Consider the following 15271-nt stretch of genomic DNA (forward strand, 5'->3'; position numbering starts at 1 on the left):
CCACACGAGTAGCGCACGCTACTGGCTGATAAGCGAAATCGGACTCCAGGCGGCTGTTGTCGCTGTACCCAGCGGAACCGGATTCCAGGCCAGAGGCCCAGCGGCGGACCGCTGCGTTTGAGAGCCCCCGGTGCGAACGACGGGACATGGAGCAGATGGACGGTCTCGACGTCGTCGGCTGTGAGCGCTGTGACGAGCTCTGTCGCTCGCGCTCGCGGATCGTCAACGGCGTCGGCCCCGCGGACGCGGACCTGCTGTTCGTCGGGGAGGCCCCCGGCGCGAACGAGGACGAACAGGGCGAGCCGTTCGTCGGGCGGAGCGGCGACGTGCTCGACGAGGCGTTGCGCGAAGCCGGCCTCGACCGCGGCGACGTGCGCATCACCAACTGCGTGCGCTGTCGCCCGCCGGACAACCGCGACCCGCGGAAAGGCGAACTCGCGAACTGCCGCGACTATCTGGAGACGGAGATCGACCGCGTCGACCCCGAAGTCGTCATCACCCTCGGCAAAGTCCCGGCCGAGCACCTGCTGGAGCGTGACGTCGCCGTCACCGGCGAAGCGGGCGACGTGTTCGACGTGGCTATCGCCGGCCAGCCACGCCGCGTGCTCGTCTCCGTCCACCCGGCGGCGACGCTGTACGACCCCAGCCAGCGGGAGACATTCGAGTCGGCGCTGACGACCGCCGCGGAGTTCACCGACGCGCAGAGCGGACAGTCGCGGCTCGGCGAGTTTTAAAAACAGTCGGGTAGTACGGCCCGGAACCGCTATTTGGCTGCGATATCCATCGCCTCTGCCTTCGTGTCGACTAGCGAGATATCAACGTCCGGAATCTCGCCGACTTGGCTCTTGAGCGCCATCTTCTTGATCCCCTCGGAGACGATGACCCAGTCCGTGATACCGAACTCCTTGCCCGCCTCCGCGGCTTCCTGTGCTCGCGTGAACACGTCGTCGTTCAGCGAAGCCTCCATCTGGAGGTTCGAGATGTGCGTATCAACCGCCGGCTGTGAGGCGAGTTCTTCGAACCGCTCGTTGACTTCCGCGAACGTCTCATCCGTCATCTCCATCTCTTCGGGAAATTCAGCGATGAGAACGTTACCGTCGACATACAAGACCTCTGTAATATCAACCATCAGCGGCCGTATGCGGTAGGTGAATAAAACTGGGCTGGTTTATTTTCACAGTTGATATTCTCGTCGGAGCCAGTGTATGACTGTAATCGGTACCGCCCGCCGGACAGTGGTTGTGCCGAAGGCTTGTTCGAACAGGAAGTCACTTACCCCCTGTTCGCCTACGGGAACGTATGAGTGTCAGACAGACGACCGCGGACGTGGTCGTCGTCGATTACGGACTGGGGAACCTCCGGAGCGTCACGCGCGGGCTCGAACGCGCCGGCGCGGACGTCTCGCTGTCGGAGGACCCGGCGGAGTTCGACGCGGCCGACGGCATCGTCCTGCCCGGCGTCGGGGCCTTCTCCGAAGGGATGGACAACGCCGGGCCGTTCCGCGAGGCGCTGGTCGAACAGGCCGAGGCCGGCAAGCCCCTGTTCGGGATCTGCCTCGGGATGCAGATGCTCCTGACGACGAGCGAAGAGGCCGACCACGAAGGCCAGGGCGACGCCGAAGGGCTGGACCTCATCCCCGGGAAGAACGTCCGGTTCAGCCGCGACCAGACCGTGCCACACATGGGCTGGAACGAACTCGACGTGACGCGGGACCACCCGCTCGTCGAGGGCGTCGACGGCGAACACGCCTACTTCGTCCACTCCTACTACGCCGTCCCCGACGACGAGAACGCGACGGTAGCGACGACTGACTACGGGTCGGACTTCGCCTCGATCGTCGCCAACGACGCCGGCAACGTCTTCGGCACGCAGTTCCACCCGGAGAAGTCGGGCGAGACGGGGCTGCGCATCCTCCGGAACTACGTCGACTACTGCCTCGACCACTGAGTTCTGGACTCGGGATTCGTTCGTATGTCTACAGGAGAGTCTGTCGTCCTGCTCACCGGGGCAGCGTCGGGTATCGGAGCGGCGACGGCGCGGGCGTTCGCCGACGACGGCTGGACCGTCTACGCGACGGACGTTCGGACGGCGTTTCCCGAAGATATCCACGAGCGTTGTCGCTGTCTCGAACTCGACGTGACCGACGAGGCGCAGGTCGAGGGCGTCGTCGACCACATCGTCGAAGAGGCGGGACGGCTCGATTGTCTGGTGAACAACGCCGGTTACGGCGTCGCCGGCCCGGTCGAGGACGCTGACAGCGGCGACGTTCGCAAGCAGTTCGACGTGCTGGTCCACGGCCCACACCGGCTCGTACAGGCAGTGCTACCCGAGATGCGCGAGCACGGCGGGCGCATCATTACTGTCTCTAGCGTGCTGAGCCATACCGCCTCGCCCGGGCTCGGCGCGTATTCGGCCGGCAAGGCCGCCGTCGAGTCGCTGTCCGACGCACTGCGGATAGAGGTCGCCGGCGCGGACGATGTCCACGTCTCGCTCGTCGAACCGGCGTGGGTAGACACCGGCTTCGCCGATGGCGCGCTGGGGAGTCTGCGTGACGAGGGCCGGACGCCAGCCTACGACGAGACGTACGAGGCGCTGGAGGACGGCTGGGTACTCACCGGCGGACCGCTGGCGACAACCGCGGAGACAGTCGCCGCGACGGTGCTGGCCGCGGCGACCGACACCGCGCCGAAGGCTCGCTACCCCGTCGGGGCCTTCGCCACGTTCGTCCGGTGGACCCACTGGCTTCCGGCGCGACTGCAGGACCCGATTCACCGCGGGTTCGGCCGAGCGAGCGCGTTTCTGGGGCGGTGGCTATGACGCAACTGACCGACGGCGACCGGGTCCGGCTCTCGACCGGCCACGAGGTGACGCTGCCGCTGGTCACCGAGGCGACGGTCGCCGGTGCGGCGCTTTCGGCGCGGTACGACGTTGCCAAGTCGCTGCTGCCCGATGGACTGACGCCGGTCCGGACGGCGGGCCGCCGGGCCGCAGTTGTGCTCCTCTGTGTCGAGTACCACCACATCGGCGACGACGCGATGGCCCCCTACGACGAGTTCGCGGTGATAGTCGCGGCGACGCCAGACGGGCGGCGGCCGACGTTGCTTCCACTGCTGACTCGCGACGTCGGCGGCTACGTCTGGTCACTCCCTGTCACAACCGAACCCGCTCGCGCCCTCGGTGACGAGATCTGGGGCTACCCGAAAACGGTCGCCGACATCACCCACCGCGACGACGCGACCCGCCGCGAGACGACGGTCGTCGAGGACGGTAGCCGCGTGGCAACGGTCGGCATAGACTGGCCCCGAGCCTGGAAGCGCCGGGAAACGGTCGAGAGCTACGCAGTTCGGGAGGGACAACTCGAACGGACGCCAATCGAGTTCCAGGGGAAACTGGGGGTCGCACCGCTGAGCAACCGCGTCGACGTGGACCTGGGCAACCACGAGCGGGCCGACACGCTCCGCTCCCTCGACCTCGGTACCCGGTCCGTCCTTCGGTTCTCGCTGGATGGTCGGATCGCGTACGGCGCTGGGCGGCCGGTGGAGCGGTAGCGGGGCGGTGCAGTAGCAGGAACGGAGCAGAGCGGTGCGGAAGCCGTGCCGCATAGCATACCGCGCGCCGACGGCGCGCGGTTTCCCCGGACTCGCCGCAGAGCGGCGAGTCCGGCCTTTTTCGCCCACGTTTTTCAAGGAGTGGTTCGAGCGCGCTCGGGGAGCGCGACTCGAACCCGACGCTGAAAAAGGTGGTCTACAGGAACTCCCGGACCTCCGAGTACCACATGTCGTGCTCGTCGACGGCGTCGATGGCCTCGGCGACGTGAACGGCGATGGCGTGCCAGCAGAGCTGGTCGGGGTCGTCGGCGTCGAGGTTGTACTCGCTGTCGGCGCAGGTACAGCCGCCGTCCTCGACGATGTACTCGTCGTCGTGGCCCACGACGACGGTGAAATCCCGGTACTGCTTGACCCGGCTCTCGCCGACAGCCTCGATGGCCTGGTGGCCGCGGTCGCCGTGGACGTCGACGATAGCCGACACTGCGTCGGGGGTCAGCTCCCCGGCAGCTTCGAGGTCGGCCACCCACTCCTCGACTCCGGTCACATCCATGCTACGGAAAGGGGTGACAAAACGGCGTCGGCTTCAATAGCCACGTCCCGGCTATCTGGCAGGCGACGGGGGAGTTATCAATGCTTGTACTGTGCCCAGAAAGATAAACACGGAGTACAGATTTGTTCCGACATGAATCTCGACCTCCCGTGGCTGGCGCTGGGCTCGTTTGCCTCGGGGATCGGGTCGCTGTATCTGCTGGCACAGCTCCGGATGCACTGGGACAAGCCCGGCGCGCGGTGGTTCGTCGCGACCATCGTCACACAGACGGGCTGGTGTTTCAGCTACGGCGCGGCGCTGCTGGTGTTCGACCCGACACTGCGCCTTGCCCTGGAGATGGTGTCCTGGCTGGGTATCATCTGGATCGGCTTCTGTTTCCTCTCCTTTGCGCTGGGATACACCGGTCGGACGAACGTCCTCGAAAGCGGCTGGTACCGGGCCGTAGCGGTGCTGCCGCTCGCCGGAACGGCACTCGTCGTCACGAACCCGCTCCACACCGTGGTCTGGCAAGGGTTCCGGGTCGTGCCGACCGCCGGTAGCGCGGGAGCCGACTACGCCGTCTTGCCGGTGGGGCTGCTCACGATCATCGTCGCGATGCTGTTCGTCAGTTTCGGGACCCTGCTGGTGTTCGATACGGTCGTCAGCTACGGCCCGCTGTACCGGCGCGAGGCGCTCGCGGTGGGCCTGAGTCCGATACCGCCCGGGGCCGCGGTGTTGCTGTGGGCCGGCGGCATCGGGCCGGCTCCGACGGTGAACTTGACGACGCTCCTGTTCCTGCCCCACGTCGCGCTGGACCTCTACGCGTTCGTTCGCAGCGACATGTTCGAGTTCCACCCGGCGACCCGCCGGGCCGGCGAGCGAGCGGCCATCCACGACATCGCCACGCCGGTCGCTATCGTGGACGAACAGGGACGGGTTGTGAACCTCAACCCCGCCGCCGAGCGGATGCTGGGCGTGGATAAGCGCGAAGGCCTGACAGAGCCACTGAACAGTTTTCTAACGGGTGACGACATCGCGACAGACGGCGGGAGTTCGCGGATATCCATCGAAGCCGGTGGCCGGCACCGCGAATTCAAGGTTCGGCAGACGGCGCTCCGTGACGAGGCGGGTACACAACTGGGATACACGGTCGTCTTTCAGGACATCACAGACGAGATTCGCCGCGAGCGCCGCCTCGAAGTGCTCAACCGCTTTCTCAGACACAACGTCCGCAACGAGAGCGTCGTCATCCAGGCCCGGGCGGAGTTGCTGGCGGGAGAACTCGACGGCGAGCAGTCCGACCACGCGGCGACCATCGAGCAGTCGGTCAGTCGTTTAGTCGACTCCGGCCAGAAGGCACGGACGCTCGCCGAAGCGGGTACTGGCGACGCAGCCCTCGAATCCGTTGTGCTGGCCGACCTCGCCACCGAAATCGTAGAGTCTGCCCGCGACGAGTACGGCGGCACGGTCACAGTCGAGATACCCGAGACGCTCCAACTGACGACCCAGCCCGCCCTGCTGGAAATCCTGCTTACCAATCTCGTCGAAAACGCCCTCCAGCACGTCCCGGACGCCGTCGTCACGGTCGGCGCGACGGGCGAGGGCGACGATGTCGTGCTGACCGTCAGCGACAACGGCCCCGGAGTCCCCGAACATGAACTCGGTGTGCTGGAGCGGGGCCGCGAGACGGACCTGAACCACGGCAGCGGCATCGGCCTCTGGCTCGTCCGCTGGACGACCACGACGCTGGGGGGCGACCTCGCGTTCGATACGAGCGACGGGACGACGGTGACTGTTCGACTGCCAAAGGAACGGACGGCCGCCGAAGCGGCGTGAATGGTAGCCACGGAGACGGTCCGCTGACCGGACTGAATCCGATTACACAGCCGGCATGCTCCGTGTGATTACACAGCCGATACGGGTGGGACTGAAAGGGGCCGAGCGCTGCGAGGGCGAACACAGTGAGCCCTCGAATCGCGTGAACGGGGAACGAAGTGACCCGTGAACGGAGGGCGAGTCTGGCGACTGTAGCACCGCAGGAACGACCGACGGGAGTGACGAGGAGCGCACGGAGTCAGACGAGTCGTCCGCGAGGGGGCTTTCTGGCCGTTCGTGTGAGACAAGTCAGCCACAGATACAACAAGCAGGTTCGAACGACTTAACGGCGCAGACACGGACCGGGGAGTATGCGCGTCAGTGAGGGCCGAGTGACGGTCACGGTGCCGGAACAGCCGGAGGCGGGGAAGGGCGCGGACGTGTTCTTCAACCCCGTCCAGGAGCTGAACCGCGACATCACTGTGGCGGCGCTGCGGGCCTACCGAGAGCGAACCCCCCGCGTGTCGACGTACCTGGACGCCACCGCCGCAAGCGGTATCCGGGGCGTCCGCGCGGCGGCCAACGACTGGGAGACGACGCTGTGTGACATCGACGACGACGCGACGGAACTGTGTGAGCAGAACCTCGAACGGAACAATCTCGCGGCCTCTGTCCGGCGATCGGACGCGAACGTCCTCATGCACTCCGAGGCGTTCGACGTGGTCGACGTGGACCCCTTCGGCACGCCGATTCCGTTCGCCGATGCGGCCGTTCAGGGAACCAAACACCTCCTCTGTGTGACGGCCACCGACACCGCGCCGCTGTGTGGGGCGCACTTCGAGAGCGGCGTCAGGTCCTACGGCGCGGTCCCGCGCAACACCGAGTTCCACGCCGAGATGGGGATGCGCGTCCTCCTGTCGGCGATGGTCCGAACGGCCGCCCGCTACGACATCGCCGCCCGGCCGATCCTCAGCCACGCGACCAAGCACTACGCCCGGACCTACCTGGAGTTCGACCACGGCGCGAAAGTCGCCAACGACTGCATCGACGAACTGGGCTACGTCCACCACTGCCAGCACTGCCTCTGGCGCGACCACGACTACGGCCTCATCGCCGATCCGCCCGAGGAGTGTCCAGTCTGTGAGAAGCACCTCCAGACGGCCGGTCCCATCTGGTTGGGCCGGACCTGCGACCCCGCGTTCGCCGACGCCGTCGCTGAGCACGTGACCGAAGAGATGGGTACCGCCGAGGAAGCGACAGAACTGCTGGCGACGCTCAGGGAGGAAATCGACACGCCGACCCACTACGACCAGCACCGCCTCTGCAAGCGCTGGGGACGCGGCGCGGAAGCCATGGACGAGTTCATCGGGAAGCTCCGCGACGCTGGTTACGAGGCCTCCCGAACGCACTACGGCGGAACGACGTTCAAGACGGACGCCGACGTGGTGGAGATCCGCGAGTCGACGGCGGACTGAGCAGGCCGGGTGCTCGGCAACCGCTCGCGAACAGCGGCGTCCCGATACCTGGCGGATGCAACATGTTGCGGTAAGCGTCACCTCGCTGTGATCGTTCTGTTTACACATGGAACGGAACGAACACCGTTCGAACAGGAGCGTCGCAAGTACGGCTTCCGTCCCGAGAGAGATGATTCTCGTGTTGTTCGTGCCGGCGCTGTTCGGGGCCGCGCATCACGTCGACCACATCGTCCGGGGGAACCACGTGGGTTGGCCGCTGACCCCCGAAGTAAACGCGTTCACGCTCAGTCTCGCCGTTTACCCACTCCTGGCGGTCGGCCTCGTCCTCACGGTGACCGGGCGTGCCGGACTGCGGTACTGGCTCGGGTTTCTGACGGCAAACAGCGTGGTGATCGCGTCCGTCCACCTCGGGCCCTGGGCCATCGAACCACCGTCGGACATCATCGCACCGTACAGCGATCCGGTGCTCGGCTACGGGGCCTTCGGCGTCCTGCTCGCGCTCATCGCCGCTGTGACCATCGGGGCAGCGTACACCGCACTCCTCGCCGTTCGAGGTGGACGATGAGCCGGACCCTGTCCCACTCGGCGCGTCCCGACCCGATGAGCGCGGTCGTCTCAGCAGTCGTGACAGCGACCACGCTGATCACCGCGTTCGGACTGCTCGCACTGGGCGTGGAGTCGTTCTGGCTGGCGTTCGTCGTCGGCTTCGGCGTGGTGCTCCCGGCGGCAGTGGGCCTGGTCGAATACGACTGGAGTGACGACCGCCAGTCGACCGCCGACCGAGACAGCGAGGCCGAAGCCGCGCTGGCCACGCTTCGCCAGCGGTACGCACGGGGCGAGCTCTCAGAAGTCGAGTTCGAGCGGCGGCTCGAACAGCTTCTCGAAACGGCGGCCGTGTCGGCGCGACACGCAGATCGGACAGAGCACCGGGCCGACGAGAAACGCGGTGAAGCGCCGACTGGAGTGAGCGATCAGTAGTCGTCGCTCACGGTCACCGGCGCTCCGGCGACTGCGATGACTGCGTGCCCGCCGTGGTGAGAAACCACTTGACGATTCGCGTCTGTCCGCGCCTGAGTACACGGCTCGCGGTCGACTTATCGATATCGAGCGTCGCCGCCACGTCGGCGAGAGTGCAGTCGCGCGGCAACTCGAAGTAGCCCGCCCGGAGCGCAGCCATGAGCACGTCCCGCTGGCGCTCGGTCAGGATTCCGGACGGCTCTGTACTGTGAACGAGCGACAGCAGTTCGTACTGCCTGCCAGCGTCCTCAATCGCCGCCCGGAAGCGGTCGAACTCCGCGCGTGACCCGGTGAGGTCGAACTCGTACCAGCCGTTCTCGGCGGTGACCGGGTACTCGATTGGAAGTCCGGACTCGGCGACAAACTCGTACAGTTCCGTGTCCGTCGTCTCGTACTTCGCGAGCACCCGGTCGGCAGTGCGTTCCAGTTCCTCGTATGCGGTGACCGACGGATGCGTCGCGATAGCGTCGCCGGCGGTCGCGGGGTCGTCAGTCGTCACCTCGCCGAGCTCGATTGCCGTCGTCGCTGCGCGGGTGCCGGAGAGCAGCCTGAAGGAGGCCTGCGGGTTCGCCCGTGAGACGTCAGCGATCCAGATATCGTCGGGGAGTCGAATCCGGAGGCGGGCAGCGATCACGTCGACCGCCTCCGGCAGAATAGGTGCTGTGGCCACAGCATAGTGTCACCAGTCCTACCACACAGCCGGACCGTGTAAATCCCGGGGCGAAATCCGGCAGTCGGCCATCATCTCACCGGCTGTTTACTCGCCCGGCACTCTCTCGAACCGCGGAGACGAGGTCGTAGCCCAGCAGATACACCGGGCGCAGGAAGTAGTTCGCCATCCCCGCGAGACCGAGCAGACCGCCGATGGCCTGCATCTCGCCGGGCGTGGCCGACAGGCGGACGAGCAGCGGCAGGGCCGTGATGAGCGGCGCGAGCCACAGCGACTGGACGATGCCGTCCACGTCGACACCGGCGACGGAACCGAATCGCCCCTCGTCCGGACGGGCGGCGTACAGAACAGCCGTCAGTACCAGCAGGCCCACGACAATCGGCAGGGACGCGCCGACGCCGGCGACGCCGAAGCCGATAGCCAGCGCGGCCGCGACGAGCAACAGGACCGTCACCTGCATCGTCCCGTGCCGAATGGCCGCTTCCGTATCCATATCCGGTCGTTGCGGCGGTGCTGTATAAACCCTGTGAGGGCATCTCCCCTTTCTTAACACCTTTCGGGTTCGACCGCAAAGCGGTGGCGAACACGTGCCCGCCACGTACAATCCGGTCCGCGGCGTCCTGCTGCTCGTCGGTAGCCTGCTCGCGCGGTTCGGCCTCGTCGAGCGCGAGCGGGTCCGCCGAGCGACGGACCTGTCCTGGCCCCGGATCGTCACCGGACTGGCCCGGATGTCGAAGTCGACGGTCGACGTGGCGATGGTCGGGCTGGCGCTCGGGCCGACAGCCATCGCCGGCGTCGGCTTCGCCGCGCCGTTCTGGGAGCTTGTATTCGCACTGGGTGGCGGGGTCGCCGGGGGGACAATCGGGATGGTGTCCCAGCGCTACGGGGCCGACGCCGACGAGGAACTGGCGGTCACCGTCACGACCAGCGCCGCCGTCGTTCTGGGGCTGACACTTCCGCTGATGGCGGCGTACTGGGTCATCCCCGGTCTGCTCGTCGACCTCGTCGGGACGGGGTCCGAGGCCGTCGGGTACGGGGTCGAGTACCTGCGGGTCGTCGCCCTCGGTGTCCCCTTCGCCGCACTGAACCTCATCGGGAGCCGGACGCTCGTGGGGGCCGACGACGCCTGGACGCCGATGCTGTTGCGGGCCGGCGGCGCGGTCGTCAACATCGCGTTGAACGCTGTCTTCATTTTCGGATTCGGCCTCGGCGTCGTCGGTGCGGCGCTGGGCACGGTCGTCGCGAACGTGCTGGTCACGGCCGGGTTCGCCGTCGGGCTGGCTCGCGGTGTCCTGCCGATAATCGGCGCGTTCCCGGTCCAGATTCCGGTGTCGCGGCCGTTCCTCGACCGAGGGCTGGGGCGGGACCTCGCGGAAACCGGGACGCCGCTGGTGGGAGCTAATCTCGCGCGGACCGGGGCGCAGTTCCCCCGGCTGTTCATCGTCGGTCTGTTCGGGCCCGGCGTCGTATCGGCCTACGTCGTGGCGCTCCGCGTCCGGGCACTGCTTGACACGCCGAACTGGGGGCTGAGCCTCGCGTCGAGCAGCCTCGTCGGGCAGGCACTGGGCGACGATGACGAGGCCGAGGCGACCGTCTGGGCGCAGACGGTTCTCCGGCTGAGTATCGGCGTGTACATCGTCGTCGCGGCGACGCTGCTCCCGTTCTCGCGGGGCATCGCCCGCCTGTTCGTCTCGGACCCAACAGTGCTCCCGCTGGTGACGACGTTCGTCGCCGTCGCGTGTGCCAGCGTCGCATTCCGGGGCGTCGACGGCGGCTCGACCGGACCGCTCCGGGCCAGCGGCGACACGCGCTGGCCGTTTTACTCTCAACTGGCGGGGATGTACCTGTTCGCCCTCCCGCTGGCATATATCGGCTACGTCACGCCGCTCGGCGAGCTCGCGCTGTACGCCTCGCTCGTGGTCGAGACGGCCGTTCCCGCGGCAGTGACCTACTATCGCTTCCGGTCGGGGACGTGGCGGGTCGTGAGCCGGTCCTACCGGCCCGACGCGGCGCTCGACGATTGACGCGTGTCGGTGACCTGATGGGTCGTCTGTCGTCAGCCAGTCGACAATATATTTGGGGCTCCACCCTGACATGCTCGCGTGGATCACACACGCGCTGTCTCCGTCGCACGGGATGTCGTCCGCACTGTCCAAGAGGAGGAGGTCTCCTTTCTCGCGGCCGGCATCGCCTACTACATGTTCGTCTCGCTCCTGCCGCTGTTGTTGCTGACGCTGGTCGTCGGGACGCTGGCGGGCGGGGAGGCCTTTGCCGAGCGAATCGTGACGGCGGCGGGGGACGTGCTCTCGCCGGCGGCGTCGACACTGCTCGAAGACGCGCTGACCAGCGGGGCCGGCCGCGGGGGTGCGACCGTGCTCGGTGTCGGCGTCACACTGTGGAGCGCGCTCAAGGTGTTCCGCGGGCTGGATACGGCCTTCAGCCGCGTCTACGGAACCGATGGCCCCGATTCGATTGTCGGAGAACTCGTCGACGGGCTGGCCGCGCTGGGCGGCATCAGCGTTGCACTGGTCGGGCTCGGCGTCATCGGCGCGTTCGGAACGGTGCTCGGCGTTCAGGTCGCGCTCGGCGGGCTCGCGCTCGTTCCCGTGCTGGCAGTCGCCTTCCTCCCGCTGTACTACCTGTTCCCCGATCAGGAGATGACGATACGGGCGGCCGTCCCCGGCGCGGTGTTCGCCGGGGTCGGGTGGACGCTGCTGGGGACGGGATTCAACGTCTACGCGGCACAGGCTGACACCTACCAGGTGTACGGCGTCATCGGCGGGGTCCTGCTGCTCGTGACGTGGTTCTACTTCGCCGGACAGGTGCTACTCGTGGGCGCAGCGGTCAACGCGGCGCTCGCGGACCGGCAACTACAACAGGTATCGCGCCGACGGTCCGGCAAAGCGATGAGTGAGGACGCTGACGAGACTGACACGCCCCCGCCAGCCGGACCCGGACGAGACGCCGACGCGTTGACAGACGAGGAACTCAGGGAACTCCGCGAGGAGTTCGAATCGTTCCGCGAGGAGATCGAGGGCCGGACGCTGCACCGTGACGAGGTGAAATCGGACCTCAAACAGTACGTCCGCCGCCGGATGCGCCGCGGTCACGCCCGGCAGTGGGGCCCCTACATCGTCTTGCTGTACGGCACGATAATGACCCTCGGCGCGTTCTACTACCTGAAGGGCCTCTACGCCGTCCTGGCGATGCTGGTCATCTGGCTGTCGACGCTCGGCCTCTACGCCGTGATGATTGCGGTCGGTGTGACACTTACTGCCACCGGCCTTCCCGGACGGCTCATCGACCGCGTGCGCGACTGGCGACAGTGATACGGGCTGTCGGCGTCACCGAGGTGCTGTCGGCGCTGCCCGGCGCAGTCGTTGTACTGTTCGCGCTGATCACCCAGCTAGGTGATTTCTGGTTTACCTTCCTGGCCTGTGGCCTGCTGTACTGGCTCGGTCCGTGGACGCCGAAACTCGGTCGCGGCCTCACTCGCGACCGGACGGCGATGGTAGTCGCGCTGCTCGCCGTCGCCGTCGCACTCGTCGTCTCACTGAAGGGCGTGTTCGCGCTGCCGCGGCCGCCCGGGGCGGGCACGGCCACCCACGCCGAACTGCTTCCGGCGGCGCTGCGGGGCGTCTACGAGTCGATGGCGACTGGCGAAGGGTTCGGCTTCCCCAGCGGCCACGCTACCCTCTCCCTGCTCGTCTGGGGCGGCATCGCGTGGGCGCTCCGGGTCGGCACGCGTCGACAGCGGACCGCCGTCGCCGCGACAATCGTTGCCCTCATCGGGCTCTCTCGGCTGGTACTCGGCGTCCACTATCTCGCCGACATCCTCGCGGGCTTTGCCATCGCCGGTACAGCACTCGGCATCGGTCTCGGCGTGCTCAAAACGCCCGAGCGGGTGTTCGGACTCGCCGCCGTCGTCGCCGTGGTTGGACTGCTCGTCACTGGCGTCTCGCGCGATTCGGCCGGCGCGCTGGGTGTCGCTGTCGCGGGCGCGGTCATCTGGTCGCTGCTGGGCGAGGGGATTCCGGAGCCGACCCGACAGGGTGTCGTTATCACGGCGCTGCTGGGTGTCGCATCGGTCAGCTTCTTTCTCGGGGTAACGTTCGGGCTGGACCCGACGCCGGTCGTCGTCACGCTACTTGCGGGACTCGGGACCGGGGCCTTGCTAACGCTGCCGCTGGCCGGCGAGCGCCTCGCGAAAAAAGTGTGAGTGGCAGCCGTTAGAACTTCTCGAGGTAGCGGTCGAGTTCCCAGTCGGAGACGTCGACCAGGTACTCCTTGTGTTCCTGGCGCTTGGCCTCGACGAAGTTCTCGAAGACGTGCTCGCCGAGGGCGTCGATGATGACCTCGTCCTGTTCGAGTTCGTCGACGGCTTCGCCGAGGTTCTCCGGCAGCGTCGTGATGCCGTACTCCTCGCGTTTGGCCTCGTCGAACTCGTAGATGTTCTCGCGGACCGGGTCGTCGCATTCGAGGTCGCGCTCGACACCGTCGAGACCGGCGTGGATGAGCGCGGCGAAGGCGAGGTACGGGTTACACGACGGGTCGGGGAAGCGGGCCTCGATCCGGCTTGCGGCCGGCGTACGGGCGGCCGGCTTGCGGATGAGCGCCGAGCGGTTGCGGTCGGACCAGGCGACGTAGACGGGGGCCTCGTAGCCAGGGACCAGGCGCTTGTAGGAGTTCACGGTCGGGTTCGCCACGGCCGCGATGGCCGGCGCGTGTTCGAGGATACCGGCGGTGAAGCTCTTTGCCGTCTCCGAGAGGTTGAACTCGTCGTCCTCGTCGTGGAACGCGTTCTCGCCGTCCTCGGTGAACAGCGAGAGGTGCGTGTGCATCCCGGAGCCGTTGATCTTCGGGATCGGCTTCGGCATGAACGTCGCGTGCAGGTCGTGTTCGGCCGCGATGGCGCGGACGACGGAGCGGAAGGTGGCGACGTTGTCAGCCGTCGAGAGCGCGTCGTCGTAGGTGAAGTTGATCTCGTGCTGGCCCTGGGCGACCTCGTGGTGGGAGGCTTCGATGTCGAAGCCCATGTCTTCGAGGCCGTAGATGATGTCACGGCGCACGTCGGAGGCGAGGTCCTTCGGCGCGAGGTCGAAGTAGCCGCCGGCGTCGTTGGTCTTGGTCGTCGCACGTCCCTCTTCGTCTTCCTCGAACAGGAAGAACTCGGGCTCGGGTGCGGCGTTGACCGTATAGCCCATATCGTTTGCGCGCTTGATCGCACGCTTCAGAACGCCGCGTGGGTCGCCGGCGAACGGCTCGCCGGTCGAGGTGTCGATGACGTCACAGATGAGGCGGGCGCTGGAACCGCCTTCGACGTTCTCTCTCCACGGAAGCACGGAGAACGTCGAGGGGTCCGGGTCCAGACGCATGTCGGACTCCTGAATCCGGACGAAGCCGTTGATCGAGGAACCGTCGAAGTAGATCCCCTCTGTGAACGCTTTCTCCGCCTGGTCGGCTGTGATCGAGACGTTCTTGATTGTGCCGAGGATGTCGGTAAACTGGAGCCGGAGGAAGTCGACGTTCTTCTCTTCGATTTCGTCGAGTACCTCCTGTGCCTCCTCTGAAAGTTCGCTTGTCATCTTTGGACACCAGATAGGAACGGTGCTACTACTAAAACCCTGCTGATTTGCGCAAAGGTTTCGACGCTTTCGCTTACATTTGGACATTCGTAAAATTCTAATCCCTGGGGGACGTCCCCCAATGTAATGACGTACGAAAATCTCGACCGTGAGCTAGTGAATGCCCTTCTCGGGGATGGCCGCGCCAGCCTCCGAAGCCTGGGAGAAGACCTCGACGTGTCGGTAACGACCGTCTCAAACCACCTCTCCGATCTTGAGGATGAGGGGATCATCAACGGGTACACGCCCAAAGTCGACTACGACAAGCTCGGCTACGACGTGACGGCCATCATCCAGCTCAAGGTGGAGGGGTCGTCGCTCCCGGCAGTCACCGAGGACCTCAAAGAGCACAAGCAGATGATCTCGGTGTACGAGGTCACCGGCGACTACGACATCATCGCGGTCGGGAAGTTCACCGACACCGACGGCATGAACGCCCAGATCAAAGAACTTCTCACCGATCCCGACATCAGGGAGTCGAACACCTCCGTCGTGCTCAACGCCGCGAGCGAACACGAGCAGTTCGACCTCGACCTGAAGGAGTAGCGACCGCCCTTCTGCAGCCGTTCCGAACGCTCTCGGAGCGACAGGTC

General features: G+C 66.4%; 17 protein-coding genes. 12 read left to right on the forward strand and 5 right to left on the reverse strand.

The genetic code is table 11. The features are described from left to right. Positions 1 to 146: 146 nt before the first annotated feature. A complete protein-coding gene (locus ACOZ4H_RS01465; RefSeq protein ID WP_424327643.1) occupies positions 147 to 734 on the forward strand; it encodes a uracil-DNA glycosylase in 588 nt (195 codons plus the stop codon). A 29-nt stretch (positions 735 to 763) separates the two neighbouring features. Here ACOZ4H_RS01465 and ACOZ4H_RS01470 read toward each other — a convergent pair whose 3' ends face one another. Next, positions 764 to 1129: a hypothetical protein gene (locus tag ACOZ4H_RS01470; RefSeq protein ID WP_424327644.1), complete on the reverse strand. Its 366-nt coding sequence runs from the start codon at positions 1127 to 1129 to the stop codon at positions 764 to 766. Positions 1130 to 1299: 170 nt separating this feature from the next. Between ACOZ4H_RS01470 and hisH the strand changes: the two genes are divergently transcribed. The 3 genes from hisH to ACOZ4H_RS01485 are packed head-to-tail and all read left to right on the forward strand — an operon-like array spanning position 1300 to position 3548. After that, positions 1300 to 1947 carry an imidazole glycerol phosphate synthase subunit HisH gene (gene hisH / locus ACOZ4H_RS01475; protein ID WP_424327645.1) on the forward strand — a complete coding sequence of 216 codons (648 nt, stop codon included), beginning with the start codon at positions 1300 to 1302 and terminating at the stop codon, positions 1945 to 1947. A gap of 24 nt (positions 1948 to 1971) precedes the next feature. Further along, positions 1972 to 2817, forward strand: coding sequence for an SDR family oxidoreductase (locus ACOZ4H_RS01480; protein WP_424327646.1), 846 nt, complete (start codon positions 1972 to 1974; stop codon positions 2815 to 2817). Next, on the forward strand, positions 2814 to 3548 hold the full coding sequence (locus ACOZ4H_RS01485; RefSeq protein WP_424327647.1) for an acetoacetate decarboxylase family protein: 735 nt from the start codon (positions 2814 to 2816) through the stop codon (positions 3546 to 3548). Before ACOZ4H_RS01480 ends, ACOZ4H_RS01485 begins: the two co-directional genes overlap by 4 nt. 196 nt (positions 3549 to 3744) lie before the next feature. Here ACOZ4H_RS01485 and ACOZ4H_RS01490 read toward each other — a convergent pair whose 3' ends face one another. Beyond that, positions 3745 to 4098 carry a hypothetical protein gene (locus ACOZ4H_RS01490; RefSeq protein ID WP_121512004.1) on the reverse strand — a complete coding sequence of 118 codons (354 nt, stop codon included), beginning with the start codon at positions 4096 to 4098 and terminating at the stop codon, positions 3745 to 3747. 132 nt (positions 4099 to 4230) lie between these two features. Between ACOZ4H_RS01490 and ACOZ4H_RS01495 the strand changes: the two genes are divergently transcribed. The 4 genes from ACOZ4H_RS01495 (at position 4231) to ACOZ4H_RS01510 (ending at position 8345) form a co-directional block, all read left to right on the forward strand. After that, on the forward strand, positions 4231 to 5913 hold the full coding sequence (locus ACOZ4H_RS01495; RefSeq protein WP_424327648.1) for a histidine kinase N-terminal 7TM domain-containing protein: 1683 nt from the start codon (positions 4231 to 4233) through the stop codon (positions 5911 to 5913). Positions 5914 to 6263: 350 nt separating this feature from the next. Then, complete coding sequence (locus tag ACOZ4H_RS01500) at positions 6264 to 7367, forward strand: tRNA (guanine(26)-N(2))-dimethyltransferase (protein ID WP_424327649.1); 1104 nt, start codon at positions 6264 to 6266, stop codon at positions 7365 to 7367. Positions 7368 to 7473: 106 nt separating this feature from the next. Next, a complete protein-coding gene (locus ACOZ4H_RS01505) occupies positions 7474 to 7932 on the forward strand; it encodes a hypothetical protein (RefSeq protein ID WP_424327650.1) in 459 nt (152 codons plus the stop codon). Further along, a complete protein-coding gene (locus ACOZ4H_RS01510; RefSeq protein WP_424327651.1) occupies positions 7929 to 8345 on the forward strand; it encodes an SHOCT domain-containing protein in 417 nt (138 codons plus the stop codon). The genes ACOZ4H_RS01505 and ACOZ4H_RS01510 overlap by 4 nt, the downstream gene beginning before the upstream one ends. A gap of 13 nt (positions 8346 to 8358) precedes the next feature. Here the strand turns inward: ACOZ4H_RS01510 and ACOZ4H_RS01515 are convergent, their stop codons facing one another. Both ACOZ4H_RS01515 and ACOZ4H_RS01520 read right to left on the reverse strand, forming a co-directional pair. Then, on the reverse strand, positions 8359 to 9054 hold the full coding sequence (locus ACOZ4H_RS01515) for a helix-turn-helix domain-containing protein (protein WP_424327652.1): 696 nt from the start codon (positions 9052 to 9054) through the stop codon (positions 8359 to 8361). A 76-nt stretch (positions 9055 to 9130) separates the two neighbouring features. Next, entirely contained in the window at positions 9131 to 9547 is a 417-nt protein-coding gene (locus ACOZ4H_RS01520) for a hypothetical protein (protein ID WP_424327653.1), read from the reverse strand. A 94-nt stretch (positions 9548 to 9641) separates the two neighbouring features. Here ACOZ4H_RS01520 and ACOZ4H_RS01525 point away from each other — a divergent pair, with 94 nt between their 5' ends. The 3 genes from ACOZ4H_RS01525 to ACOZ4H_RS01535 all read left to right on the forward strand — a co-directional run bounded on the left by ACOZ4H_RS01525 (position 9642) and on the right by ACOZ4H_RS01535 (position 13273). Next, positions 9642 to 11078, forward strand: coding sequence for an MATE family efflux transporter (locus tag ACOZ4H_RS01525; protein WP_424327654.1), 1437 nt, complete (start codon positions 9642 to 9644; stop codon positions 11076 to 11078). Between the two features lie 78 nt (positions 11079 to 11156). Next, complete coding sequence (locus ACOZ4H_RS01530; RefSeq protein ID WP_424327655.1) at positions 11157 to 12383, forward strand: YihY/virulence factor BrkB family protein; 1227 nt, start codon at positions 11157 to 11159, stop codon at positions 12381 to 12383. Then, complete coding sequence (locus ACOZ4H_RS01535) at positions 12380 to 13273, forward strand: phosphatase PAP2 family protein (RefSeq protein ID WP_424327656.1); 894 nt, start codon at positions 12380 to 12382, stop codon at positions 13271 to 13273. The genes ACOZ4H_RS01530 and ACOZ4H_RS01535 overlap by 4 nt, the downstream gene beginning before the upstream one ends. A 10-nt stretch (positions 13274 to 13283) precedes the next feature. Here ACOZ4H_RS01535 and glnA read toward each other — a convergent pair whose 3' ends face one another. Then, positions 13284 to 14639 (reverse strand): type I glutamate--ammonia ligase, encoded by a 1356-nt coding sequence (gene glnA, locus ACOZ4H_RS01540; RefSeq protein ID WP_424327657.1) that lies wholly within the window; start codon positions 14637 to 14639, stop codon positions 13284 to 13286. Positions 14640 to 14765: 126 nt separating this feature from the next. On the opposite strand from glnA, the gene lrp reads away from it, so the two are divergent. Further along, on the forward strand, positions 14766 to 15224 hold the full coding sequence (gene lrp / locus ACOZ4H_RS01545; protein WP_004960124.1) for an HTH-type transcriptional regulator Lrp: 459 nt from the start codon (positions 14766 to 14768) through the stop codon (positions 15222 to 15224). Positions 15225 to 15271: the final 47 nt, after the last annotated feature.

It is taken from the genome of Haloarcula amylolytica (assembly GCF_049705545.1).
Taxonomy (GTDB): domain Archaea; phylum Halobacteriota; class Halobacteria; order Halobacteriales; family Haloarculaceae; genus Haloarcula; species Haloarcula amylolytica_B.